The 22226-nt window shown below is 46.3% G+C and carries 29 protein-coding genes; 27 read left to right on the forward strand and 2 right to left on the reverse strand.

The features are described from left to right. Window positions 1-39 precede the first annotated feature (39 nt). From KNP00_RS04435 to KNP00_RS04510, 16 genes are all read left to right on the forward strand, one after another. Window positions 40-975, forward strand: coding sequence for a PstS family phosphate ABC transporter substrate-binding protein (locus tag KNP00_RS04435; RefSeq protein ID WP_215142613.1), 936 nt, complete (start codon window positions 40-42; stop codon window positions 973-975). Between the two features lie 84 nt (window positions 976-1059). Further along, window positions 1060-2004, forward strand: a complete 945-nt coding sequence (pstC, locus tag KNP00_RS04440) for a phosphate ABC transporter permease subunit PstC (protein WP_215142614.1) — start codon at window positions 1060-1062, stop codon at window positions 2002-2004. Between the two features lies 1 nt (window position 2005). Next, the gene (gene pstA, locus KNP00_RS04445) at window positions 2006-2917 is read left to right on the forward strand and encodes a phosphate ABC transporter permease PstA (RefSeq protein WP_215142615.1); all 912 of its coding nucleotides are present in this window, start codon (window positions 2006-2008) and stop codon (window positions 2915-2917) included. Window positions 2918-3027: 110 nt separating this feature from the next. Next, entirely contained in the window at window positions 3028-3789 is a 762-nt protein-coding gene (pstB, locus tag KNP00_RS04450; RefSeq protein WP_240542725.1) for a phosphate ABC transporter ATP-binding protein PstB, read from the forward strand. A 16-nt stretch (window positions 3790-3805) separates the two neighbouring features. After that, a complete protein-coding gene (gene phoU, locus KNP00_RS04455) occupies window positions 3806-4468 on the forward strand; it encodes a phosphate signaling complex protein PhoU (RefSeq protein ID WP_215142618.1) in 663 nt (220 codons plus the stop codon). 116 nt (window positions 4469-4584) lie between these two features. Then, window positions 4585-5331, forward strand: coding sequence for a DUF4912 domain-containing protein (locus KNP00_RS04460; protein WP_215142620.1), 747 nt, complete (start codon window positions 4585-4587; stop codon window positions 5329-5331). Window positions 5332-5345: 14 nt separating this feature from the next. Continuing rightward, the gene (locus KNP00_RS04465) at window positions 5346-7526 is read left to right on the forward strand and encodes a 1,4-alpha-glucan branching protein domain-containing protein (RefSeq protein WP_215142622.1); all 2181 of its coding nucleotides are present in this window, start codon (window positions 5346-5348) and stop codon (window positions 7524-7526) included. A 120-nt stretch (window positions 7527-7646) separates the two neighbouring features. Beyond that, complete coding sequence (rpmG, locus tag KNP00_RS04470) at window positions 7647-7796, forward strand: 50S ribosomal protein L33 (RefSeq protein WP_012726608.1); 150 nt, start codon at window positions 7647-7649, stop codon at window positions 7794-7796. A 54-nt stretch (window positions 7797-7850) separates the two neighbouring features. Beyond that, window positions 7851-8405 carry a 5-formyltetrahydrofolate cyclo-ligase gene (locus KNP00_RS04475; RefSeq protein WP_215142624.1) on the forward strand — a complete coding sequence of 185 codons (555 nt, stop codon included), beginning with the start codon at window positions 7851-7853 and terminating at the stop codon, window positions 8403-8405. Beyond that, entirely contained in the window at window positions 8384-9154 is a 771-nt protein-coding gene (locus KNP00_RS04480) for a DUF92 domain-containing protein (RefSeq protein ID WP_215142626.1), read from the forward strand. The genes KNP00_RS04475 and KNP00_RS04480 overlap by 22 nt, the downstream gene beginning before the upstream one ends. 169 nt (window positions 9155-9323) lie before the next feature. After that, window positions 9324-10280, forward strand: coding sequence for an L-lactate dehydrogenase (locus KNP00_RS04485; RefSeq protein WP_215142628.1), 957 nt, complete (start codon window positions 9324-9326; stop codon window positions 10278-10280). 116 nt (window positions 10281-10396) lie between these two features. Continuing rightward, a complete protein-coding gene (locus tag KNP00_RS04490; protein ID WP_240542706.1) occupies window positions 10397-11452 on the forward strand; it encodes a rhomboid family intramembrane serine protease in 1056 nt (351 codons plus the stop codon). Window positions 11453-11464: 12 nt separating this feature from the next. After that, entirely contained in the window at window positions 11465-12487 is a 1023-nt protein-coding gene (locus tag KNP00_RS04495) for a M42 family metallopeptidase (protein WP_215142632.1), read from the forward strand. Then, the gene (locus tag KNP00_RS04500; protein ID WP_215142635.1) at window positions 12484-12678 is read left to right on the forward strand and encodes a YqgQ family protein; all 195 of its coding nucleotides are present in this window, start codon (window positions 12484-12486) and stop codon (window positions 12676-12678) included. The genes KNP00_RS04495 and KNP00_RS04500 overlap by 4 nt, the downstream gene beginning before the upstream one ends. A gap of 93 nt (window positions 12679-12771) precedes the next feature. After that, window positions 12772-13734, forward strand: coding sequence for an ROK family glucokinase (locus KNP00_RS04505; RefSeq protein WP_215142636.1), 963 nt, complete (start codon window positions 12772-12774; stop codon window positions 13732-13734). 222 nt (window positions 13735-13956) lie between these two features. Next, entirely contained in the window at window positions 13957-15873 is a 1917-nt protein-coding gene (locus KNP00_RS04510; protein ID WP_215142637.1) for an LTA synthase family protein, read from the forward strand. 115 nt (window positions 15874-15988) lie between these two features. Here KNP00_RS04510 and KNP00_RS04515 read toward each other — a convergent pair whose 3' ends face one another. Continuing rightward, window positions 15989-16168: a DUF2759 domain-containing protein gene (locus tag KNP00_RS04515; RefSeq protein WP_215142639.1), complete on the reverse strand. Its 180-nt coding sequence runs from the start codon at window positions 16166-16168 to the stop codon at window positions 15989-15991. A 156-nt stretch (window positions 16169-16324) separates the two neighbouring features. Here KNP00_RS04515 and KNP00_RS04520 point away from each other — a divergent pair, with 156 nt between their 5' ends. Then, entirely contained in the window at window positions 16325-16942 is a 618-nt protein-coding gene (locus KNP00_RS04520; protein ID WP_215142641.1) for an MBL fold metallo-hydrolase, read from the forward strand. Window positions 16943-16975: 33 nt separating this feature from the next. Here the strand turns inward: KNP00_RS04520 and KNP00_RS04525 are convergent, their stop codons facing one another. Beyond that, entirely contained in the window at window positions 16976-17239 is a 264-nt protein-coding gene (locus KNP00_RS04525; protein ID WP_215142643.1) for a DUF2626 domain-containing protein, read from the reverse strand. A 250-nt stretch (window positions 17240-17489) separates the two neighbouring features. Between KNP00_RS04525 and KNP00_RS04530 the strand changes: the two genes are divergently transcribed. From KNP00_RS04530 to KNP00_RS04575, 10 genes are read left to right on the forward strand one after another with little or no spacing between them, the layout of a single operon-like run. Then, window positions 17490-17876, forward strand: a complete 387-nt coding sequence (locus tag KNP00_RS04530) for a Spx/MgsR family RNA polymerase-binding regulatory protein (protein ID WP_215142645.1) — start codon at window positions 17490-17492, stop codon at window positions 17874-17876. 58 nt (window positions 17877-17934) lie between these two features. Then, window positions 17935-18741, forward strand: coding sequence for an ATPase, T2SS/T4P/T4SS family (locus tag KNP00_RS04535; RefSeq protein WP_215142648.1), 807 nt, complete (start codon window positions 17935-17937; stop codon window positions 18739-18741). Next, the gene (locus KNP00_RS04540; RefSeq protein ID WP_215142650.1) at window positions 18723-19700 is read left to right on the forward strand and encodes a type II secretion system F family protein; all 978 of its coding nucleotides are present in this window, start codon (window positions 18723-18725) and stop codon (window positions 19698-19700) included. Before KNP00_RS04535 ends, KNP00_RS04540 begins: the two co-directional genes overlap by 19 nt. 14 nt (window positions 19701-19714) lie before the next feature. Then, the gene (locus KNP00_RS04545; RefSeq protein WP_215142652.1) at window positions 19715-20014 is read left to right on the forward strand and encodes a prepilin-type N-terminal cleavage/methylation domain-containing protein; all 300 of its coding nucleotides are present in this window, start codon (window positions 19715-19717) and stop codon (window positions 20012-20014) included. A gap of 20 nt (window positions 20015-20034) precedes the next feature. After that, on the forward strand, window positions 20035-20442 hold the full coding sequence (locus KNP00_RS04550) for a prepilin-type cleavage/methylation domain-containing protein (RefSeq protein WP_240542708.1): 408 nt from the start codon (window positions 20035-20037) through the stop codon (window positions 20440-20442). Beyond that, window positions 20429-20665, forward strand: a complete 237-nt coding sequence (locus KNP00_RS04555) for a hypothetical protein (RefSeq protein ID WP_215142656.1) — start codon at window positions 20429-20431, stop codon at window positions 20663-20665. The genes KNP00_RS04550 and KNP00_RS04555 overlap by 14 nt, the downstream gene beginning before the upstream one ends. Continuing rightward, on the forward strand, window positions 20571-21095 hold the full coding sequence (locus KNP00_RS04560; RefSeq protein WP_338082255.1) for a prepilin-type N-terminal cleavage/methylation domain-containing protein: 525 nt from the start codon (window positions 20571-20573) through the stop codon (window positions 21093-21095). The genes KNP00_RS04555 and KNP00_RS04560 overlap by 95 nt, the downstream gene beginning before the upstream one ends. Beyond that, window positions 21020-21358: a hypothetical protein gene (locus KNP00_RS04565; protein ID WP_215142660.1), complete on the forward strand. Its 339-nt coding sequence runs from the start codon at window positions 21020-21022 to the stop codon at window positions 21356-21358. Before KNP00_RS04560 ends, KNP00_RS04565 begins: the two co-directional genes overlap by 76 nt. Then, the gene (locus KNP00_RS04570; RefSeq protein WP_215142662.1) at window positions 21351-21839 is read left to right on the forward strand and encodes a shikimate kinase; all 489 of its coding nucleotides are present in this window, start codon (window positions 21351-21353) and stop codon (window positions 21837-21839) included. The genes KNP00_RS04565 and KNP00_RS04570 overlap by 8 nt, the downstream gene beginning before the upstream one ends. Continuing rightward, the gene (locus KNP00_RS04575; protein ID WP_215142664.1) at window positions 21836-22165 is read left to right on the forward strand and encodes a hypothetical protein; all 330 of its coding nucleotides are present in this window, start codon (window positions 21836-21838) and stop codon (window positions 22163-22165) included. The genes KNP00_RS04570 and KNP00_RS04575 overlap by 4 nt, the downstream gene beginning before the upstream one ends. Window positions 22166-22226: the final 61 nt, after the last annotated feature.

Genomic DNA, 22226 nt, shown 5'->3' on the forward strand with positions numbered 1-22226 from the left:
ACAACAAAAATCAAAGCAAACTCAAGGAGGACGTCACAAATGTCTTGGATGAAAAAATCAGCTTTACTCGCTTCAATCACTTCGGTCGCACTCGTAGGTGCTGCGTGTGGAAATAATGAAGAAGGTGGCGCTGCTGAAGGCGATGCACTCTCAGGTAAAGTCGTCATGGACGGATCGTCTACTGTATTCCCAATCATGGAAGCAGTCGCAGAAGAATATTCAGCTGAGCAACCAGAAGTTGAAGTGACGGTCGGTGTCTCTGGTACGGGTGGCGGCTTCAAACGCTTCGTAACAGGAGAGACAGACTTCTCGAACGCATCACGTGAAATTAAAGAAGAAGAGGCAGCGGAAGCTGAAGAAAATGGTGTGGAATTCACACAACTCTCAGTCGCACTTGATGGTCTCTCACTTGTAGTCAACCCAGCGAACGATTGGGCACAAGACATCACGATTGAAGAATTAAATAAAATGTGGACAGATACGAACGTGAAAACGTGGAAAGATGTTCGTTCAGACTGGCCAGATGAAGAGATCTCATTCTTCTCGCCTGGTAAAGACTCAGGAACATTCGACTTCTTCAATGAAGCCGTTCTCGACGACACGGACATTCGTGAAGACGCGCAATTGTCAGAAGATGACAACGTCCTCGTAACGGGTGTAGCAGGAACAGAAGGCGCAATCGGATTCTTCGGATACGCATACTATATCGAGAACCAAGACACGCTTCGTGCCGTGGCGGTCGAAGGTGTAGAACCGACAACTGAAACGATCAACGACCTTTCGTACCCGCTCTCACGTGAAATCTTCACGTACGTTAACAACGCTTCGTTGAAAGACAAAGAGCAAGTAGCTGACTTCGCACGCTTCATGAACGAAAACGCAGCCGCGCTTTCTGAAGAAGTTGGATATGTCGGTATGGAACAAGCACGTTACGATGAAAACATGAAGATGATTGATGAGCTCGCAGGAGAATAATATTGATGGATGGCAGAAGGTGAGACAAGTTCTCGCCTTCTCGCCATGCTTTCTAGTATGAAGAGGTAGGGAGCGATACACGAGATGAATGATCAAAAAAAAGAGCTCTCGATTCGAGAGATGATTCAACAAAATAAGCAAAAAACATATAGCACGACGAATGTATTCGATAAAGTTATGCCGTTCTTATTATTCTTGAGCGCATTCGTATCGGTCGTAACGACAATCGGTATTGCGTTCACGCTTGGCTTTGAGCTGTTCAAGTTCTTTGAACGAGTCCCCGTCTCTGAATTTTTAGGGACGACAGAGTGGTATCCGCTTAGTGCGGATCAACGCTTCGGTGTCTGGGCGCTCGTTATGGGAACACTCCAAATCGCTGTAATTGCGATGATTGTTGCCGTACCACTTGGTTTGGCGTCCGCCATTTATTTGAGTGAGTACGCCTCTGAACGAGCTCGTCGCATACTGAAGCCGATCTTAGAAGTGTTGGCAGGTGTGCCGACGATCGTCTTTGGTTTCTTCGCGCTCTCTTTCATCACGCCGATTTTACAAGCACTCGTACCAGGACTCCAAATTTACAATGCACTCAGTCCAGGTATCGTCGTCGGAATTATGATCATTCCGATGATTGCATCGATTTCTGAAGATGCGATGAGTGCGGTTCCGAAAAAAATTCGTGATGGGGCACTCGGTCTTGGTGCGACACGTCTTGAGGTGGCGACAAAAGTTGTCATGCCGGCAGCTACGTCTGGAATCATTGCATCGATTGTACTTGCAATGAGTCGTGCTGTTGGAGAGACGATGATTGTGACGATCGCAGGTGGTTCACAACCAAACTTTGAGTTCAATCCGCTCAATGCGATTCAGACGATGACGGCTTATATCGTTCAAATCGCTAAAGGTGATGCGGGTTACGGAACAATCGAATATTACAGTATCTATGCGGTCGGTGCGTTATTGTTCGTCTTCACATTATTGATGAACCTATTCGCAAACTGGGTGACGCGCCGCTTCAGAGAGGAGTACTAATATGGCTTTACCGAACAGTGAGTTCAAGAATAGGAAGAACTTGATGAATCGTGAGACGGTGTCTCAACAGATTAAACGCCGCTTACGACTCAATGAATTTTTTAAATATGTGTTTTTGGCGGGACTGGTTTTTGCGTTACTCGTCCTCTCTACACTGATCTATGATGTGATTTCGAAAGGTGGAGGATGGGTCGACCTCGATTTCTTGCGTAACTTCCCATCGCGTCGTCCTGAAGATGCCGGGCTATATCCTGCCTTGATCGGATCACTTTGGTTAATGCTTCTAATCGTGCCGATGGTATTCATCATCGGGGTAGGGGCAGCGATTTACCTGGAAGAGTACGCACCGAAAAATCGAATGACTTCTTTCATTGAAGTGAATATTTCGAACTTGGCTGGTGTTCCTTCAATCGTATTCGGTTTGCTCGGGCTAACTATTTTTGTTCGAGTCATGGAACTAGGGAACTCGATCATGGCTGGTGCGCTTACACTCGGGCTCATGAGTTTACCAATCGTCATCGTGGCCTCGCAAGAGTCGTTACGAGCGGTGAAAATGGAACTACGACATGCCTCGTTGGCATTAGGTGCATCCAAATGGCAGACGACATTCAACGTTGTATTGCCATCGGCATTGCCAGGGATCATTACAGGAATCATCCTCGCCGTTTCTCGTGCAATCGGTGAGACGGCACCACTGATCATGGTCGGAGCGGCGACGTTCATTTCGACGACACCGAGCAGTGTGTTATCTGACTTTACGGCACTTCCGATTCAGATTTATAACTGGACGAGCCGACCGCAAGCAGAGTTCCAAAACTTGGCGGCAGCGGGAATCATCGTACTCATGACAATGCTCATCACGATGAACTCGGTTGCCATCTATATTCGAAACAAATACACGAACAGACATTAAGTCGTCTTTGCAGATGAATGAGGAGGAAGCTCGAGATGATGAAGCAACAAGAGCTCAACAAAGGAGACAATAACGTGAATACAACTACGACAGAACCGACAGCTACTGAGATGAAAAAAGATAGTGCCTATGTCGTCAATAATTTGAACTTATGGTACGGCGAAGATCAAGCTTTGATTGACGTCAACCTCGATATTAAAAAAAATGAGGTCACAGCCATCATCGGACCATCTGGATGTGGGAAGTCGACGTTCATTAAAACGTTGAACCGAATGGTAGAACTCGTTCCATCGGTTCGGACGAACGGGGAAATCTTATATCATGGTCGCAATATCTTCGATCGTGGATACCGTGTAGAAGATTTACGTACATCGGTCGGGATGGTATTCCAACAACCGAACCCGTTCCCGAAATCTGTATACGATAACGTCGCATATGGTCCCCGGACACACGGGATTAAAAATAAGAAAGTGCTCGATGAGATTGTCGAACGCTCACTTCGCGGCGCAGCGATTTGGGACGAAGTTAAGGATCGTTTGAACGAGAACGCGTATGGTCTATCAGGTGGACAACAACAGCGTCTCTGTATCGCCCGTACATTGGCGATTGAGCCTGATGTCATCTTGATGGACGAGCCGACGTCTGCGCTTGACCCGATCTCAACATTGAAAGTGGAAGAGTTGGTTCAAGAATTAAAAGAGCAGTACTCGATTATCATCGTGACGCACAACATGCAACAAGCTGCCCGTGTTTCGGATAAAACGGCCTTCTTCTTGAATGGAGAAGTTGTCGAGTTCGATGTAACAGATAAGATTTTCTCGAATCCATCTGACAAACGGACGGAAGACTATATTTCTGGCCGTTTCGGTTAAGGAGGAGACTAGATTGATGGCACAAAATCGCACATTTTTTGATACGAAGTTAACTGAATTAGAAGATAAGGTAGTTCATTTGGCGAATTTGACGATGCGTCAAACGGCAACAGCAATTGAAGTGTTAGAAAAACACGACCTAGAATTGGCAAAGACAGTCATTGATAACGATAACGAGTTGGATGATTTAGAGTTGGCAATCAATGATGAAGCGATTCTATTGATCGCTAAACAACAGCCCGTTGCGACTGACTTACGTCGGTTGATTGTCACGATGAAATCGGCGACGGACCTTGAACGCATCGCAGACTATGCGACGAATATCGCAAAAGCGGTGACGCGAATCGAACACGTCCCATACGTACACGATATCCAACCGCTCAAACGGATGGCTGAACAGTTGATTGACATGCTCGAGCTTGCGACGCACGCCTATCGAAAAGGTGAAGTGAGTCGCGTTCGTGAGCTTAATGAGATGGACCGTGTAATTGACGACATCAATTTAACGGTGATCAAACAATATATCGGTTCCCTTCCATCGATGACGGTCGGAACGAACGATGTGTACGAGTTCTCAAACATCGCTCGTTACCTCGAACGGATGGGTGATCACGTGACAAACTTCGGAGAACACTTGATTTTCCTCGAAAAAGGAAAACATTATGATTTGAATCAATAAGATTAGTGGTAAAGAACAACATGACCGTTGTTCTTTATTTTTTTTGGCAGGAAAACATACGTCAGGAACGAATAATAGTCTACATGGATTTTTACAGTGAAGGGAGCCATATAGAGATGGAAGAGAAAATCGTATCCTTGAAACAACAAGGTCTTACGTTAAAACAGATTGCGGCAGAACTAGACGTCCCGATTGGCAAAGTCCAATATGCATGGCGAAAATGGAGAAATCGACAACAACAAGTGGAGGACGTTACCGCTGTGAATAAAAAGAGTGGTAAGAAGGAAAAGACGACGATAGCTGAATCACAGAAGCAAGTAGCATCTGCGAGAGAGGTGAACGAAGTGTCGGCTTCACCACTCCTTGAAACAGGTCCTGAAGGCTACTGGAAGTTGCCGGACCGATATAATGTGGATTTTTTACATGCAGTCGTACAATCCCCGAACTCGGTTTATGTTTGCTGGGAAGTGTCTGATCTCGTAAAAGAAACGTTAGAGCTTCAGTTTATGAGAAAGTGGGAGGAGTTGCCGAAGGCGTTCCGCATTTTGGATGTGACGTTGCTTGATTACGCCAGCGGCCATACAAATCGCTCTTATACGTTCGACCTTCCGGAGATGACGAACAGCTGGTTCGTTCGCCCTCTCGACCCGAATACGACGTATGTGTTCGAGTTTGGAATTCGTACGATGGAAGGTGAGTTCTTACCGATTGTGGCATCTGAACCGCTCGATACGCCGCGAGCAGAGCCGGGTGGAGCTGGACGCTTCGCTGAACCGGTAAGACGTTGGCAATACGGGGAAGTCGATTCCCCAGAACTACTCGATACGTTACCAAAATATGCAGCATACCGACTCGTGCGTTAAGGGGGACTATAAATATGAAACCAGGCTACTTTTCACTCGTCCTTCATGCTCATCTACCGTACGTTAGGCATGAAGAGAAACATCGTTTAGAAGAAAGATGGGTTTATGAGGCCATCTCTGAGACTTACATCCCGATTTTATGGCAAGTTGATCGCTTGAAGCGTCCGTTGAACTGGACGGTCAGCATTTCACCGCCTGTAGTGGAGATGCTCGCCGATCCGCTCATCCAAGATCGCTACGTTGAGCACTTAGATGACATGCTTGAACTGATCTCACTCGAGCTGTCCGAGGGCAGGTCGGATGAAGAAACGGCGACACTACATTTTTATCGTCAACGTTATCAGGATTTGAAAAACACGTTCCTTCATTGGAACAAAAACTTGAATGTGGCGTTCCGTACATATCGTGAGGCGGGCTACATCGACATGGTGACATGTACGGCAACCCACGGCTTTAATCCACACCTCTTCACCGAACAAGCGGCTCGTGCCGAGATTCGGACCGGGCTCAACTGCTTTGAACGCCATTTCGGTTTCCGTCCGACAGGGGTCTGGTTACCGGAGTGTGCCTACACGCCAGGTGTCGATCGAATTTTGTATGAAGAAGGCATTCGTTACACGTTCGTCGATGAACATGCACTGCTCGATGCAGACCCGACGCCAGAGAAAGGAATCGGTGCGCCGGTCTATTCACCACATGGTGTCGCGTTGTTCCCGCGCGACCAAATCATCTCGGGTAAGATTTGGAGCTCGATGATCGGATATCCAGGTCATCCTGACTATCGTGAATTTTATCGTGATTTGGCATATGACCGGGATTGGGACTACATTCAATCATTCATGCACCCTGAAGGCATCCGCTTTGACACAGGGTTGAAAATGCATCGCATTACAGGAGACACGGATCAGAAAGATTTTTACATGCGCGAGTGGGCCGAGCATCAAATCGAAAATCATGCGACAGATTTCGCCAAAACATTGGAATCACATCTTGAAGCGCATGGAGGTCAAACGTTTCCACCATTTTTAGTCACTGCCCCGTTCGATGCGGAGCTTTTTGGTCACTGGTGGTTCGAGGGACCCGAATTTCTCGGAAAAGTAGCAGAACGATTAGAGGAGTTTGGTATTGAGACGATCACGCCGGCCCTCTTCCTCGAGCGTCATTTCAAAGACTTACAGACGGTTCATGTTTCGATGAATACGTGGGGTCGCAAAGGGTACGGTGAAGTATGGATCAATGAACGAAACGAATGGATGTTACGTCACCTTCACGTGATGGAGATGCAGCTCGTGAAAGATGTGGCGGACTACCGGGATCGATCTGACTTGACGAATCGTGCGTTGAAGCAATTGATTCGCCATTATGTTTTGGCTGTATCGAGTGACTGGGCATTTATTTTAGATGGACAGACGACGGCGCAATATGCGGCCGAACGTTTCCGTGAACATACGCGACTCTTTGCAGAACTTGAAACGGCCCTTTATCATGACGAACTATCAGAACAGTTGCTAGATCAGCACTATGCGGCCTATCCGTTCCTTCAAGACACAGATCTCGATATCGATACGTTCCTCTCGCCTCACGATTACTATGTGACGACAGAGCGTGAAGATGAGAAACCGGCCATCCTCATCCTCACACCTGAATATCATGGTCATATCGTCGGTGGACTTGGCAGACGCGTGATCGATGAGATCGATAAGAGAGCGAATGAAGGTGAGACCGTCTATGTATTGACGCCATATCAAAACGAGTTGCCTGAATATGAGCGACATGGAAACGTACATGTGTACCGAGTCCGACCGACTAGCCTGTTCTTAGAACATGTGATGAATCAAGTGGCAACACAAAACATCGCCTATGTAAAATTAGTGCATGAGCTGTCGAAACGTGTCTCCTTCAAAGTGGTCCATCATTTTGATTGGATGACCGTGCCTGCAGCGAGAGAACTTGCGAAATCGTTAGCGCTTCCGTTATACTCAACTATGTTGTCCTTTGAAGCGACACGCAATCCCCATGGACACGGTGGTCTGTTCGATGCGATCCATCGTATCGAAAACAGTGTGTTCGCCGAATCGGAGCGCGTCTACGTCGGTGAAGAGATCTCGATTGACGACCTGAAGCGATGGTATAAAGTAAGCGAGAATGTCAACACATGCCTGCCTCTTGAGGCCTTTCCGTACGGACGGGGATGAATGAAAAAGAACGTGAAATAACCTTGCTTTTTCACAAGAAACTTGGTAGGATAATTGAGTATGCTTAGACTGTAAAGCAAAAGCACTTGATACAACATCATTCAGATAGGAGTGAAAGAAATGCGCGTTAAAATTACATTAGCTTGCACAGAAACAGGCGATCGCACGTACATCACGAAGAAAAACAAACGTAACAACCCTGAGCGCCTCGAGTTGCGCAAATACAACCCACGTCTCCGTCGTCACACGCTTTACCGCGAAGTGAAGTAATGAGGGACCGGCCGTCACATATGTGGCGGCTTTTTTTGTAAGGAGGAATGCGTCGTGGAAGAGAAAGCAGCGCTCAGGCGCACCGTTCATGAATACATCAAGCAAATGTCGGATCGTCCTCATCTCGATCGATTGATACATAAGCGGCTGTTTGACACTGATTTATGGAAAGAAAGCCAGATCATTGCGGTGACATCATCACTGCCGCTCGAAATCGATACGTCCCCGATTATTCATGAAGCATTTTTAGAAGGAAAAACAATCTGCGTCCCGAAAGTAAAGGGGCAGGGGCTTACGTTTCACATCATCCATTCAGTCGAGGATCTCGAAACGAGCGTCATGAATATTTTAGAGCCGACCACGCCACCTATGAACGAACCGATTGATCTTTGTCTCGTACCAGGGCGAGTGTTTGACCGAGCTGGATACCGTATCGGTTGGGGTGGGGGATATTACGATCGTTTCCTTGAGACATTTAGCGGAACAACGATTGCTTTGGCTTACAACACACAACTTGTGAGCCACGTACCGACTGAACCGCATGATCTCCCCGTTCAATGGATTGTGACAGAAAAGGAGATGATTCAGTGCTCGCCATATTCGCTGTAACTTGTGTCGTCGCCTATCTGGGATACCGATTTCATTCTTTGACGCCTACCGGTGCATTGTTAACGGTAGTGACTGGGACGCTGATCGGGTATGCTTTTGGGTGGTTCGGACTTTACCTACTCGGTGTGTTCTTCTCAACATCATCGCTCGCCTCGAAATATCGGTCACGTGACAAAAAGGAAGTGGATGAGATTGTTGAAAAGACCGGGGCACGTGATGCGGTGCAAGTGCTGGCAAATGGTGGGGTGGGCATTCTGTGTGCGCTCGGATATATGATTTCCGGTGACCATGTATATATGTACATGTACATCGTCTCCATTGCTGCAGCGACGAGCGACACGTGGGGGTCAGAGTTTGGTGTCCTCTCGAATCGTAAACCGAGATTCATGTTCACGTTCAAGCGAGTCGAACCAGGGACGAGCGGTGCAGTTTCGACGTTCGGCACAGTCATGTCCATGTTCGGTGCACTTCTGATTGTCTCGTCGACTCTTCTCTTTATCGAGTTAGACGTGGCATTGTTTTTCGCCTTATGTGGAATCGGACTAAGTGGGAGTGTCATCGATACGTTACTCGGAGCGACTGTGCAACGGAAGTTCCGCTGTACGGTTTGCGGCAAACTAACCGAGAAAAAAATCCATCATCGCGTTCCGACCACGTACGTCTCGGGATGGCGTTTTCTAGGGAATGATGCGGTGAACTTTATATCAGTGTTCGGAGCTACAGTCATTTGTTTTTTCGTGTTCAGATAAGGGTAGTACAGAAAATGAAGATGTTCCGACTGAATGTGAACATTGTCACAATATTGCCAAAGTGAAAACGGTTTCCACTGTATTTAGTATTTGTGAATGATGTTACAATCTTGATGTAACAGAGATAACAAAAACATGAAACAGATTGTTCGAAGGGTGGAGAATCAATATGGAAACATTAAATCATGCTAAAGTAACACGTGTCGCACTCGTTGGGGCAGGTGCGGTTGGTGCGAGCTTCGCTTATCAATTGACAACAGCAAGTCTATGCGAAGAACTCGTCATCATTGATATCAATAAAGCAAAGGCAGAAGGGGAAGCGATGGACTTGAACCACGGTGTCTCTTTCGCCTCGTCACCGATGCGTGTCTGGGCAGGGGATTACACGGATTGTGGGGTCGCTGATATCGTCGTCATCACTGCAGGTGCACCGCAACGTCCGGGTGAGACTCGTCTTGACCTCGTAGAAAAAAATGCGAAGATCATGAAGTCGATGATTTCAGAAATCATGGATTCTGGTTTTGACGGAATCATCATCATCGCATCAAACCCGGTTGATATCATGACCCATCTCGCTTGGAAATACTCTGGTCTCCCGAAACATCGCGTCTTCGGTTCAGGGACGGTGTTAGATACGTCTCGCTTGCGCTATATGCTTGGAGATTACTTCAATGTCGACCCGCGTAACTGTCATGCCTACATCATGGGCGAACATGGGGATACGGAGTTTGCCGCATGGAGCAATGCTCGTATTTACGGAAAATCGGTTGAACAGTTGCTTGAAGAGCATGATGAATATAACTGGGAAGACCTCGAAGATATTTATGTGAACGTCCGTGACGCGGCGTATCACATCATCGAACGTAAAGGTGCGACTTACTATGCGATCGGACTCGGGTTGCTTCGTTTAGTCAAGGCGGTCCTCCGAAATGAGAACACGTTGTTGACGGTCGGCGCTCATCTTGACGGTGAATACGGCTTACACAATATTCATATCGGTGTACCGGCCATCATCAACCGCCAAGGTGTTCGTGAAGTCGTTGAAATCGAGTTGTCACAAGAAGAACATCAAAAAATGCAACATTCTGCGAACGTACTCTTAAAAACGATGGAGCCTGTATTATAATCTCCACCTCATGACTACCCGTAGCCTTATCGGTTACGGGTTTTTGCATGGATTTAACGAGTCGAGATTTTGTCGAGTGAGGCTACGTGATTTACAATAGAAGGAGAGGAGGGGTTATGTTGGCGACGACTTGTTTTTGGCAAGACATCTATCAAGCGGTTGAGAATGGTGGGCGCATTGAAGGAATATTAGAGCCTTCGCGTGCGCTCATCTTGTTCGACACGAAAGCAGGTGATCGCTATGACCTGTATGTTCAAACTGAAAAAGCATGGGCGAATCATGTCGCTACCGACATACATGCTATCCTGAGCGCCTTTCGCTTATCTCGAATCGGACGAAAACGGTTGACGATTCATATATACGGGGAGCGTCTCGTAGACGAGGAGCGCATCGATACACTGACGTTCGATATCCCGGCCAAAGTGACGTTGTCTAGAGCGATTTGCTCACCGACAACCGAAGAAGAGAGGTTTCGGATGTTGGCGATTGCGTTGGACCGAAAAAAGAAAGGCGAACTGAAGAAACGATTCTCATTCGGAAAACCGCAAGTCGTATACGGTCTCTTGTTCGTCACATTTTTAGTCATGTGGTTAGCGGAATCGGTCGGTTCGACCCTTGACCCAAACACGTTGATTGCATTCGGTGCAAAAGTGAACCCGCTCATCGAGCAAGGAGAATGGTGGCGTTTGATCACGCCGATGTTTCTTCATATCGGGTGGTTTCATTTTTCAATCAACATGTTCGCCTTATTCTCTCTCGGACCACTTGTTGAGCGAATGTACGGGTCGGCTCGATTTTTGATGATATACGTAATCGGAGGGATATTGGCGACGACGGCATCGTATGCGTTCAGTGAGTCCATTTCAGCCGGTGCTTCGGGAGCGCTATTCGGACTGGTCGGCGCGTTATTATATTTTGGATTGCGTGACCGTTCGCTCTTTATGAAGACGCTCGGCCCTCCGCTCTTTATTATGTTAGGATTAAATGTAGGTCTTGCGTTTGTGTTAGGCGCGAGTTTAGATCACTTTGCGCACGTGGGCGGTCTAGTCGGTGGATTCGTCGTCTCTGGGGTCGTCGGATTGCCTGATGAAGACAATCGAACACAACGAATTTTATTTTCCGTGCTCACGATTATATTGTTTGGTTTCTTATATGGGTACGGATCTTGGTAAGGGGAGAATATGATGATTGAAACATTAAAAACGTTAGTGAACATTCCTAGCCCGTCTGGAATGACGGAACAGGCGGTCAATTTCGCAGAACAAGAGCTACAAGCACTCGGTGTCAATACGTCTCGTCTACATAAAGGGGCATTGTTGGCAACGTTCCCGGGACGTTCAAGCGAGTCACGACTTTTGACGGCACACGTGGATACGCTTGGTGCGATGGTCAAAGACATCTTGCCGAGCGGTCGCCTTCGTTTGACGCAAGTCGGCGGCTACGCATGGACGGCAATCGAAGGAGAAAATTGTCTCGTCCATCGGGAAGAGGGGGATGCGATTGAAGGGACGATTCTCATCCATCAGTCGAGCGTCCATGTATATAAGGATACGAATTCTGCGGAACGCTCTGCGTCCAACATTGAAGTACGACTAGATGAAAAGGTTCATTCGCGAGAAGACGTGACCGCGCTCGGTATTGAAATCGGCGACTTTGTCTCGTTCGATCCACGCTTCAAGGTGACGACATCAGGCTATGTGAAATCACGACATTTAGATGATAAGGCGTCTGTCGCCATATTATTGGATCTTGCCAAAGACTTGATTCGTCTAGATTTGCCGCATACCGTACATTTCCTCATTTCAAACTATGAAGAAGTCGGGTTTGGTGGCAACGCAGGGATCCCGGAAGACGTGGTGGAATATACTGCTGTCGATATGGGGGCGCTCGGGGACGGGCAACATTCAGATGAGTATACTGTCTCGATTTGTGCGAAAGATTCTTCTGGACCGTATGACCTTGGATTGCGACGTAAGTTTACGTCTCTCTGTAAGACTCATCAGATCGATTATAAAGTGGATATATATCCTTATTATGGATCCGACGCGTCAGCTGCAATTCGTGCCGGCTACGACATGCGTCATGCGTTGATTGGTCCGGGAATCGAGTCGAGTCATAGTTACGAGCGGACGCATACGTCATCAATGGAAGCGACGAGAGAACTTTTATATCGTTACGTATTGTCAAACATGGAGGAAGAAGCATGAAAAACTTTTATGATGTCCAACAGTTTTTGAAATCGTTCGGTACCATCATCTATATCGGGGAACGGGATGCTGAAATCTCGCTCATGATGATGGAGCTTGACGAGTTACACGAAGGGGGCATCATCGAGCAGCGTGTGTACGATACGGCTAAAATCATTTTGACCCATGAATTAAAAAATTCAACAGATTGACAGAAATCCCCTTAGTGCAAAGGGTTGCACTAAGGGGATAATAGTGTACACTAATCAATGAAAGCGATTTAGTTGAGATGAGGAGTGAACGGTATGAAATGGTTATTAGGTATCGACATCGGTGGAACGACGGTGAAGATGGCTGTTTTAGACATGAACGGCATCATTTCTGACAAATGGGAAGTTAAAACGGATATTCGAGAGAATGGTGTACATATTCCAAAAGACATCGCAGCCTCTTTTGAAACATATTTGGAGACGTCCGGTAAGAAAAAAGAGGATTTCGCAGGTGCGGGAATCGGCGCACCGGGATTCATCAATTTTTCAGAAGGCATCGTCGAATATTCTCCGAACATCGGCTGGAAAGATTTTGCCCTCGTCAGCGAGTTTGAACAGGCAGTCGGTCTACCGGCCGTACTAGAAAATGATGCGAACGCGGCAGCTTTAGGTGAGATGTGGAAAGGCGCAGGGGAAGGTGCCTCTGAACTGTTGGCAATCACGCTCGGTACCGGTGTCGGCGGCGGTGTCATCACGAACGGCAATATCGTGCATGGTACAGCCGGTATGGCAGGAGAAATCGGACATATCACGGTAGAGCGGGATGAGGCGAAAGCCGTGAGATGTGGATGTGGTCGTCTAGGATGTATTGAAACGATTGCTTCGGCGACGGGAATTGCACGTCTCGCCCTGCAGAAGCGAAAGAATCGGGAAACTTCATTGAACGATTTGAAAGAAGTGACGGCGCGCGACGTCTTCGATGCGTATAAGGCGGGCGACTCGATTGCTGCCGAAGTGATTGATGAGATGACGGAATATCTTGGGTTGACCATCTCGAACATTGCGAATACGCTCAATCCGAAAATGATTGTCATCGGCGGCGGCGTCTCGAAGGCTGGTGAGGCACTTCTTAAACCGTTAGATGTCCAGTTCAAACGATTCGCACTCGAACGCGTTTATGAGTCGACGACGTTCAAGATCGCCGAACTTGAAAATGACGCGGGTGTCATTGGATGCGCTTGGTTAGCACGCAAACATTTCCTCCCGACACGCGTATAACTGATCACGTCTGCACATTGCAGGCGTGTTTTCTTTTGGGAAAGGGTATGGGATATTGTAAAATTTGTAACGACACAGTTGATTTTTTATTAAAAAAGGGGTAAGATTTGGACTTGATACTAGACATGTACTGTTTAATCCGAATTGTACAATGTGTGAACAAATAAAAATATATTGGCTAAAAAAACACGCCGAAAACTGAAAAGAGGAGGAGACCGTCAGATGAATTCATCTCAACGCTTCTCGAAGTTATCAACGAGACTGAATGATACGGTCCGCGCTTCGTTTCAAGAATATCGTCTATTTTGGATTTTTACGTTATTGCTTTGGACGAAGACGTATATCGTCTATCAATTTTTCTTTGACATTCCGATTGAAAATACCGCACAGGCCTTTATCCTACTGATTAGCCCGATCAGTTCGACATTGTTCCTATTCGCTTTCCATTTCTTCTTTAAAGGGAACAAGCAAAAGTGGGTGCTTTACACGCTCTACGCGATCGCATCTTTCATCCTATTCGCAGATGCCGTGTATTATCGGGAATTCACGGACTATTTGACGATGCCGGTCATTATGCAACCTTCGAATATGGAGACGTTATCGACGTCATTCACTTCACTTCTTGAGTGGAAAGATTTAATTATTTTGGGTGATGTGTTCGTCTTGCCGTTTATCTTATGGCGGATGAACATGAGAGAGAACGCCGCGTCGCACCGACGTGCCCTCGTGACATTCGTTGCAGCTGTTTCGGTGTTCTTGTTCAACCTTTCATTGGCCGAAACAGAACGTCCTGAACTGTTGACGCGCTCGTTCGACCGTGAATTGTTAGTGAAAAACATTGGAACATTTAACTTCCACGTGTACGATGCAATGCTTCAAACAAAAACGTCTGCTCAAAAGGCGATGGCTGATGAATCTGAGCTTGCTACGATTGAGCAGTTTTCTCGACAGAACTATGCCGCACCGAATCCTGATTTGTTCGGTAAGTACAAAGGGAAAAACGTGATTGCGATTTCATTCGAATCCGCCCAAAACTTTACGCACAACATGAAGGCACCGAATGGAGAGTATATTACCCCAAACTTGAACAAACTGATTGAAGAGTCTCACTACTGGCCGAACTATTACCATACAGTCGGTCAAGGGAAGACATCGGATGCGGAGTTTGCGCTCGATAACGCACTATACGGACTGCCTCGTGGTGCCGTATACTTCACAAATGCGGACAATGAGTATCAAGCGCTCCCTGAAATCATCAAGGAAGACAACTATTACTCTGCCGTGTTCCATGCAAACAACAAGTCATTCTGGAATCGCGATCAAATGTATAAAAATGTTGGGGTCGACAAATTCTTTGACGAGAAGAGTTATGACCTCGGAAATCCAGAGGATATGACGGAGTGGGGACTACTCGATGACAGCTTCTTCGAGCAATCGATTCCGATGCTTCAAGAGTTACCAGAACCTTATTTTGCAAAATTCATCACGTTGACGAACCACTTCCCGTACACGATGCCGAGTGAAGACTATGAGCTCGTACCAAAATTCGAGACAAGTTCGACGACGTTGAATAATTTCCCTCAGGCGCTAGCCTATCAAGATTATGCCCTCGGACTGTTCATTGAACAGTTGAAAGAGAACGACATGTGGGACGATACCATTTTCATTGTTTACGGCGATCACTATGGTATTTCAACGAACCACAACAACGCGATGGCAGAGTTGCTCGGGAAAGAAGAATTGACACCTTTCGATGTGGCGAAATTGCAACAAGTTCCATTTGCGATTCATTTGCCAGGTCAAGAAAAAGGGGAAGTTCATGAAACGATTGGTAGCCATATCGACATGAAACCGACAATCTTGCATTTGCTCGGGATCGATACATCGGATACAATCGGCTTCGGAAATGATTTATTCTCTGAAAACCGAAATAGTCGTGCGATCTTCCGTGATGGCACGGTCGTGACGGATGAATATGTTTGGACACAATCGACATGTTATAATGCGACTTCCGGTGAGGTTGTAGAAGATACATCGTTATGTGGTCCGATCACAGAGGAAGCGGAAAATATCTTGCAAATGAACGATGACTTGATTTACTCCGATTTGCTCCGTTTCAAAGAACAAACTGAAGAATAAAGAGTACGGACCAAATCATCAATTGATTCGGTCCGTTTTTGTGTGGCACAAGACATGGATATGAAGACATAGAAAAAGCGACCGAAGTCGCTTGATGATTGCGTGATGCAAATCCTTAACCTGGAATTCCGCCATAAATCAATGTGGCAATCCCGAAAAATCCGAAAACGAGTACAGTTAGACCTGCAAAGACGAGCGGAAAGAATTGGCGTTTTTGGAATGAACGAATCATTCCCCACACTGCCACAATCGCGACGATGACGGAAATCCATCCGAACGGTTCATACAAATGCATGACGAGTTCCCCCTTTAATTATACGTCATGAAATTCATAAAAATTTCACTGAAATATCATTATTATTTTATCCGATTATTGAGGCGCTGTCGAGCATAGGTTGACATCGATACAATTTTGCCACAATATTGTTTTGAACGAGGAGGGATGGAGTATATGCAATTAAAGAAGATTACGTCAGGCTTGGCTCAAGAAAATGGATATGTGCTTGAAAAGGACGGGACTGTCGTCGTGATTGACCCGGGTACGGATGATGCGAGGTTTTTCGAAGTCATCGACCGTTTCGGTGCACCCTCTGCCATCCTGTTGACCCATGCGCATTTTGATCACATCGGAGGAATCGATGCACTCCGCGAGCGCTACCAAATACCGGTATACGTACATCGTCTTGAAGCCGATTGGTTGACGGATGGTGAAAAAAACGGGGCTGCTGCATTCCAATTACCGTTGTCCGCCATGAAACCGGCAGAAAAAACATATGAGGGCGATACGTTGGAAATTGGGCAGATCACGTTCAAACTGCATCACACGCCCGGACATTCTCCAGGTAGTGTCGTCTTGTACATGCCGGATGATGAGATTGCGTTTTGTGGTGATTTGATTTTTAAACGATCTGTCGGAAGAACTGATTTATACGGTGGAGACCAACCGACGCTGATGGGGTCAATCGACCGAATGAAACAGATCCTCCCGGATTCAACGGTTCTTTACTCAGGTCATGGTCCGGAGACGACGTTAAAAGATGAGAAGCTAGAAAATCCGTTCTTTCGGTAATAAAAAAGATTGTCTCGCGTGAGACAATCTTTTTTACATTTGAAAATTGCTCCAATACGTAAAGACGACGAAGAATACTGTCAAATACGCACCGAAAACATATACATACGTTTTTTCTGTAAGCTTTAAGTAACCAAGAGCAACGAAGAAAATCGTTTGTGCCAAGAAGACAAGCCCCATAACGATGAAGTCGCCGGTATGCTCACTACTACTTTGGTCGCCACCCAGTGCGCCTACGAAAGCAAGTGCCGCCACTAGCCCGGTCCAAAAGCCTAGGACACGAAACATTCTTGCCATGTTAATCCCCCCATACGTGCATTATTCCATTCTCATTCACTATTTTACCAACACAATCGAAAAAATGCTATGAAAACGTGAGAATTGAGCAAAATAATCGTGAAAAATATGTGAAATTACCGTAAATCATAAAGTTGTACAATTTTTATAAAAAAGTTGCACAAAAGTTGTACATTATGGGTATAGAGATGTATAATCAACTTATACAAATGGAACGAGATAAGAGTTGACCATAAGGGAGGAACATAACATGTCATCAGAATTAATGTTTTACACGTATCCAAGCTGTACTTCTTGCCGTAAGACGAAAGCTTTTTTGCAGGAACAAGAACTACAGGTGAGTGAGCGTCACATTTTTCGGGATGCGCCTACTGTCGACGAACTATTGAAATTGCTCGCAATTAGTGAGGAAGGCGTAGATTCCTTGCTTGCGACGAGAAGCCAGGCTTTTAAACAGCTCGATGTCGATGTCGAAGATTTGAAATTAAGCGAACTGCTCAAATTGATGAGTGAAAATCCAAAACTTTTGAAACGTCCGATCATAACAGATGGAAAAGAAGTGATTGTCGGATATGACAAGGTCTCAATCGAGACGTATGCACGCCGCCACAAAACAGTTTCGGTTCAAGTTTCATAAAACAAGTCCACTTTTAACGTAGTGGGCTTTTTTTTATGCTTGTGTCGAGGTGATCAAGGTGAAGGAACTCATTGAAGAACTGATCGGCATGGCACGTCAACTCGTTGCGAGTGATCTTCATTTCATACCCGACGCGCATCGGGTGAAAGTTCAAGTTCGATCTGCAACGAGATTGATTGAGCTTCAGTCGTTGGAGTTAAATCAATATGAACGGCTCACGTTTCATATGCGATACTGGTGTTCTTTACCTGAAACGAATCAACGCGTCCCCCAGTCCGGTGTTTATGAGTTAAACCAAGACGTCATTCGAGTCACCTTTCTCCCTTCCTTTTCACAGACGTTGATGTCTTGGCGCATCCCTCATGAGACGTTTGAACTGCATCATCTGTTACGGCCACACGATGTAGAGCGCATTCGTGATGTGACTTCGAGCCGTCAAGGTCTTTTCTTTATCGGTGGTTCGACCGGGGCGGGTAAGACGACAGTGCTGTACGCTTTGTTGAACCAGTTGAAGCATGAACGTATCGTGACGATTGAAAATCCTCCTGAACAAATGATTGATGGGGTGATTCAATTGGAAGTGAATGCAAAGGCCGGACTAAGTCATCGGCATTTATTGAAAGAAACATTGCGTGCGGACCCCGATATCATCGTGATTGGGGAAGTTCGGACGGATGAAGAGCTGACAGTCGCATACGATGCCGCACTGAGCGGTCATTTGACAATCACCACATTTCATACGGGGTCCGTACAAGATGGAGAAAAACGATTAGAAAAATTGCTTGGAAGGTCATCCGTGGCAAGGCATTGGTGTGTGCTGACTCGAGGCGAGGAGGTGACTTGCGAGTGGTCAACAGTCCTGTGAATACGTCGATTCGACTGATCCATCGCTTTCTTCGCCTACAGTCTAGAGGCGTCTCGTTAAAAGCGACGATGGGAACGCTTGAGTTTCACGAGAAAGGGAAGCTGAAAGACAGTGTCCGACGCATGACGGCATTACTCGAGGCAGGCACAAGTCTCCCTAGCGTATTTTCTGTCATCGTCACGAATCGTCACATGCAAGAGGTTTTACATACAGCTGATCGAAGCGGGCGATTTATGGACGGGTTGACTCAAGTCGTTTTAGTGCTAGAGATGCGTCAGCGCTTAAAAGAGGAACTGACGCGTCTCGTTCGTTATCCATTAATCATATTTTTCTTTCTCCTTTTGTTAGGGATGATTTATGCTCTATACATTTTTCCGAAACTGATGGGGATGGTCGATGTTTACTCGGGTGAAGGAGTGACATCAATCCTGTTATCCCCTTGGTTCTTTCCGTCACTGTTTTGCTTAGTCGTCATGTTTGTCATGCTTCTATATTGGTTTCATCGTCGAGGAGGCGAGCTTCCCTTTTATATATGGAAGAGAGGGAAGAGGCTATACATGACTTACTTCTTTGTAAGTGAGCTCTCGTTACTTCAAAAGACAGAAACGAACATTAGGCAAATCATCAGCCGTTTAGCAGAGGAAGAGGGGGAGATGGCCGAGATGGCAAAACGGATACACCAACGTATGTCCGATGGGGAAGGAATCGAGACAGCGACGAGATGCGAGCCGTTCATCGATCATGAGGTCGTCAGTCTATTAGGTGTCGGGGCGATGAGTGGTGAACTAGGGGAGTTGATGTCTCTTCACCGAGAACTTGTGTTTGAAGAGATGGAACAGTACAGTCGAGATTTGATTGAAAAGGTAGAACCGATGTTATACGGATTCCTTAGTGTGATGATTGCGCTTTTATTTTACACGTTGTATTTACCGGTCCAACTCATTATGAATCAATTGTGAAAGGGGATAATGAAATGAAAGAAGAAGGATTCACTCTCGTTGAGATGGCTGCGGTTCTATTGATTATATCGGTCCTTCTATTGTTGCTTGTCCCGTCTTTGACGGACGGAAAATCTCGGGCGGACCAGGTGAGTTGTGAAGGCAGTGTACGCATCGTCGAATCAGAAATCAATTTACACTATGCGGAACATAAAGCCTATCCGACTACGTTAGAGGCAATCAATCGTGCCTCTCTTTCAGACCCTCTCGTATATAGCTGCCAATCTTCATCCTATACATACTCACCGATTGATGGATCATTAAAAAAACGATGAGGGGGTACACAATCATTGAAATGACATGGGTCCTTGTCATTTTATCGTTTTTGATTTTGATTTGTGCGCCACTCGTAAAGCCGTTCGAACGATTAGAACTATACGATTTCACGGATTCACTAGTCTCGAACATTCAGGAAGCGGGACAATATCCTTACATTTCAGAAGATGGGGGCTGTGTCCCTAAATTGATTTGGGTCTCCAAACAGCAGACGTATTTGATCGTATGTGGGAGAGACGTGATTCGAGAGGTTGACGTCCCGAAAGGTATCAAGGTATATCTTCCGACATATAACACGTTGACGTTCTCACAAACGACCGCATCCTACGCAGGGCAATGGAAGTTTGAAAGCGGGAAAGTTTCAGTTACGCTCAAGTTTCGAATCGGCACGTACGAACCGGAGGTGATCGTTCGTGAAAACGGATGAAACGGGCTATTCTTTATGGGAACTGAGTGTCAGTATGGCAGTCGTGATGGGGTGGATTTTCATTTTGACATCGTTTGTCGTTCAAGGGAACGAACGGATGGACCGTATGAGGGAAACGCTGTTCATCTATGAACGATTACAAGGAGAGGTGCTGCTTGAAGCGGATCAACCGACTGGTCAGGAACAAGTGTGTGACCGGGGATTCTGTTTGCCGACGTTGTGACCCGGGATTCACGATGGTCGAAATGACGGTAGTATTACTCATCCTGCCACTGTTTCTGTTGTTATTAGCTGAACTGCTTACGCTCGGTCAACTTCTTTATGAACAACCGAAGCAAAATCATCATACGACACCCCAATTGATTGTGCGACGTTTGATGAACAGTGAGAATTGTCGGGTAGAAGATGGACGTTTACGAGGAGACTTTATCAAATCTGAAGGAGAGAGATGGTCGTGGACGATTAAACAGTTGAATGGAAATTTGGTCATGGTTGGGGACGAGGGAGGGAACTTATTATTTTTAAGAGGAATCGACCAGTATCGTGTCGAAACGGTCGGAAAGGGGTTCAAGATCTCATGGGCCGACCCAACGTTCAAAAGAGAGCGACACGTCACTTGTATGAGCGTGGCTTCTTCCTCGTCGTCACCTTGATGATTGTCGTTTGGTTACTTGGTGCCGCGTTATTTTGGTATACTGATATGGAACGAACGATAAGGCGGATCTCGGAAGAAGTTTTAGCCATTCGTTTTGAAGCCCATTTGTTACTTGCGAAAGAGCGCTGTAGCGATCGGCCGTTGACGCTAAATAAGCCAACTGGTACGGTGACGTGTCGACCGATTGCACCGAATCGCACTGAAGTAGAGACGGTGTTAACGACTGGTGAACGACATAAAGAGGTGATTGCTTATGAATGACAACTCGTTTTACATCGTGGGATTTATGGGTACAGGTAAGTCTACCTTGTTTTCTTTCCTAAAAGAATCTGGTGAAGTAGTCGATCTTGATGCCGTGATCGAATCTATGACGAGGATGGATATCGCTACATATTTCGACCGTTATGGAGAAACGGCATTTCGAGACGCTGAAACAGAGGCGTTACAACAAGTTTCCGCTGACTACATCCTGACAGGGGGCGGGATCGTCGAACGTTGTGAGAATATACGTTGGATGCGTGAACATGGAACGGTAATTCATTTGAATCTACCGTTTGACGAGTGTTGGGAACGCATCAGGGACTCTGCCCGACCGCTCGTGAAAAAAGGGCGGGCGGAAGTTCGGACGTTGTTTGAACGACGCGACAGGTTGTACCGGGAAGCGGACGTGTCCATCGACGCTTCTAGAACGCCTCAAGACATTGCTTCGCACATCATCCGTTTAAAGGAGGGGAGAGCATGATTTGGATTAATCTCGCAATCATCGTATTGGCATTGATCGGTCTCGGGGTATACGGCTTTCTTTTGTTTAAGAATCAGCTGAAGCCGGAATTTGGTCGATTGAATCGTTTGGTAGAACGGTTTAACATTCGGGCAGACGTGATCGGTCAACAGGTAAATGAGATCAAAGGACACGTGGACGCGGTCAATCGCTCGGTTACTCAAATTAAAGAGTTTGGGGTCAACGTGAAGAATGAATCAGTCGAGTTGAAACAGGCCGCCGTAGACTTGACGCACGAAATCAAACGGACGGCTGGAATCGAACGTTCTGACGTTTCCACTAAGTAAAAAATATGAAATAATGAGGATGAAAACGTTTTCGTTTTTCATCCTCTTTCTTTTTCATTTT

This window comes from Exiguobacterium qingdaonense (genome assembly GCF_018617855.1).
Taxonomy (GTDB): Bacteria; Bacillota; Bacilli; order Exiguobacteriales; family Exiguobacteriaceae; genus Exiguobacterium; species Exiguobacterium qingdaonense.

Bases quoted from the DNA above. Each gene is read 5' to 3' on its own strand.
- KNP00_RS04435 (WP_215142613.1), top strand. From the start codon at position 40: ATGTCTTGGATGAAAAAATCAGCTTTACTCGCTTCAATCACTTCGGTC.
- pstC (WP_215142614.1), top strand. From the start codon at position 1,060: ATGAATGATCAAAAAAAAGAGCTCTCGATTCGAGAGATGATTCAACAA.
- pstA (WP_215142615.1), top strand. From the start codon at position 2,006: ATGGCTTTACCGAACAGTGAGTTCAAGAATAGGAAGAACTTGATGAAT.
- pstB (WP_240542725.1), top strand. From the start codon at position 3,028: ATGAAAAAAGATAGTGCCTATGTCGTCAATAATTTGAACTTATGGTAC.
- phoU (WP_215142618.1), top strand. From the start codon at position 3,806: ATGGCACAAAATCGCACATTTTTTGATACGAAGTTAACTGAATTAGAA.
- KNP00_RS04460 (WP_215142620.1), top strand. From the start codon at position 4,585: ATGGAAGAGAAAATCGTATCCTTGAAACAACAAGGTCTTACGTTAAAA.
- KNP00_RS04465 (WP_215142622.1), top strand. From the start codon at position 5,346: ATGAAACCAGGCTACTTTTCACTCGTCCTTCATGCTCATCTACCGTAC.
- rpmG (WP_012726608.1), top strand. From the start codon at position 7,647: ATGCGCGTTAAAATTACATTAGCTTGCACAGAAACAGGCGATCGCACG.
- KNP00_RS04485 (WP_215142628.1), top strand. From the start codon at position 9,324: ATGGAAACATTAAATCATGCTAAAGTAACACGTGTCGCACTCGTTGGG.
- KNP00_RS04490 (WP_240542706.1), top strand. From the start codon at position 10,397: ATGTTGGCGACGACTTGTTTTTGGCAAGACATCTATCAAGCGGTTGAG.
- KNP00_RS04495 (WP_215142632.1), top strand. From the start codon at position 11,465: ATGATTGAAACATTAAAAACGTTAGTGAACATTCCTAGCCCGTCTGGA.
- KNP00_RS04500 (WP_215142635.1), top strand. From the start codon at position 12,484: ATGAAAAACTTTTATGATGTCCAACAGTTTTTGAAATCGTTCGGTACC.
- KNP00_RS04505 (WP_215142636.1), top strand. From the start codon at position 12,772: ATGAAATGGTTATTAGGTATCGACATCGGTGGAACGACGGTGAAGATG.
- KNP00_RS04510 (WP_215142637.1), top strand. From the start codon at position 13,957: ATGAATTCATCTCAACGCTTCTCGAAGTTATCAACGAGACTGAATGAT.
- KNP00_RS04515 (WP_215142639.1), bottom strand. From the start codon at position 16,168: ATGCATTTGTATGAACCGTTCGGATGGATTTCCGTCATCGTCGCGATT.
- KNP00_RS04520 (WP_215142641.1), top strand. From the start codon at position 16,325: ATGCAATTAAAGAAGATTACGTCAGGCTTGGCTCAAGAAAATGGATAT.
- KNP00_RS04525 (WP_215142643.1), bottom strand. From the start codon at position 17,239: ATGGCAAGAATGTTTCGTGTCCTAGGCTTTTGGACCGGGCTAGTGGCG.
- KNP00_RS04530 (WP_215142645.1), top strand. From the start codon at position 17,490: ATGTCATCAGAATTAATGTTTTACACGTATCCAAGCTGTACTTCTTGC.
- KNP00_RS04545 (WP_215142652.1), top strand. From the start codon at position 19,715: ATGAAAGAAGAAGGATTCACTCTCGTTGAGATGGCTGCGGTTCTATTG.
- KNP00_RS04550 (WP_240542708.1), top strand. From the start codon at position 20,035: ATGACATGGGTCCTTGTCATTTTATCGTTTTTGATTTTGATTTGTGCG.
- KNP00_RS04560 (WP_338082255.1), top strand. From the start codon at position 20,571: ATGAACGATTACAAGGAGAGGTGCTGCTTGAAGCGGATCAACCGACTG.
- KNP00_RS04565 (WP_215142660.1), top strand. From the start codon at position 21,020: ATGGGCCGACCCAACGTTCAAAAGAGAGCGACACGTCACTTGTATGAG.
- KNP00_RS04570 (WP_215142662.1), top strand. From the start codon at position 21,351: ATGAATGACAACTCGTTTTACATCGTGGGATTTATGGGTACAGGTAAG.
- KNP00_RS04575 (WP_215142664.1), top strand. From the start codon at position 21,836: ATGATTTGGATTAATCTCGCAATCATCGTATTGGCATTGATCGGTCTC.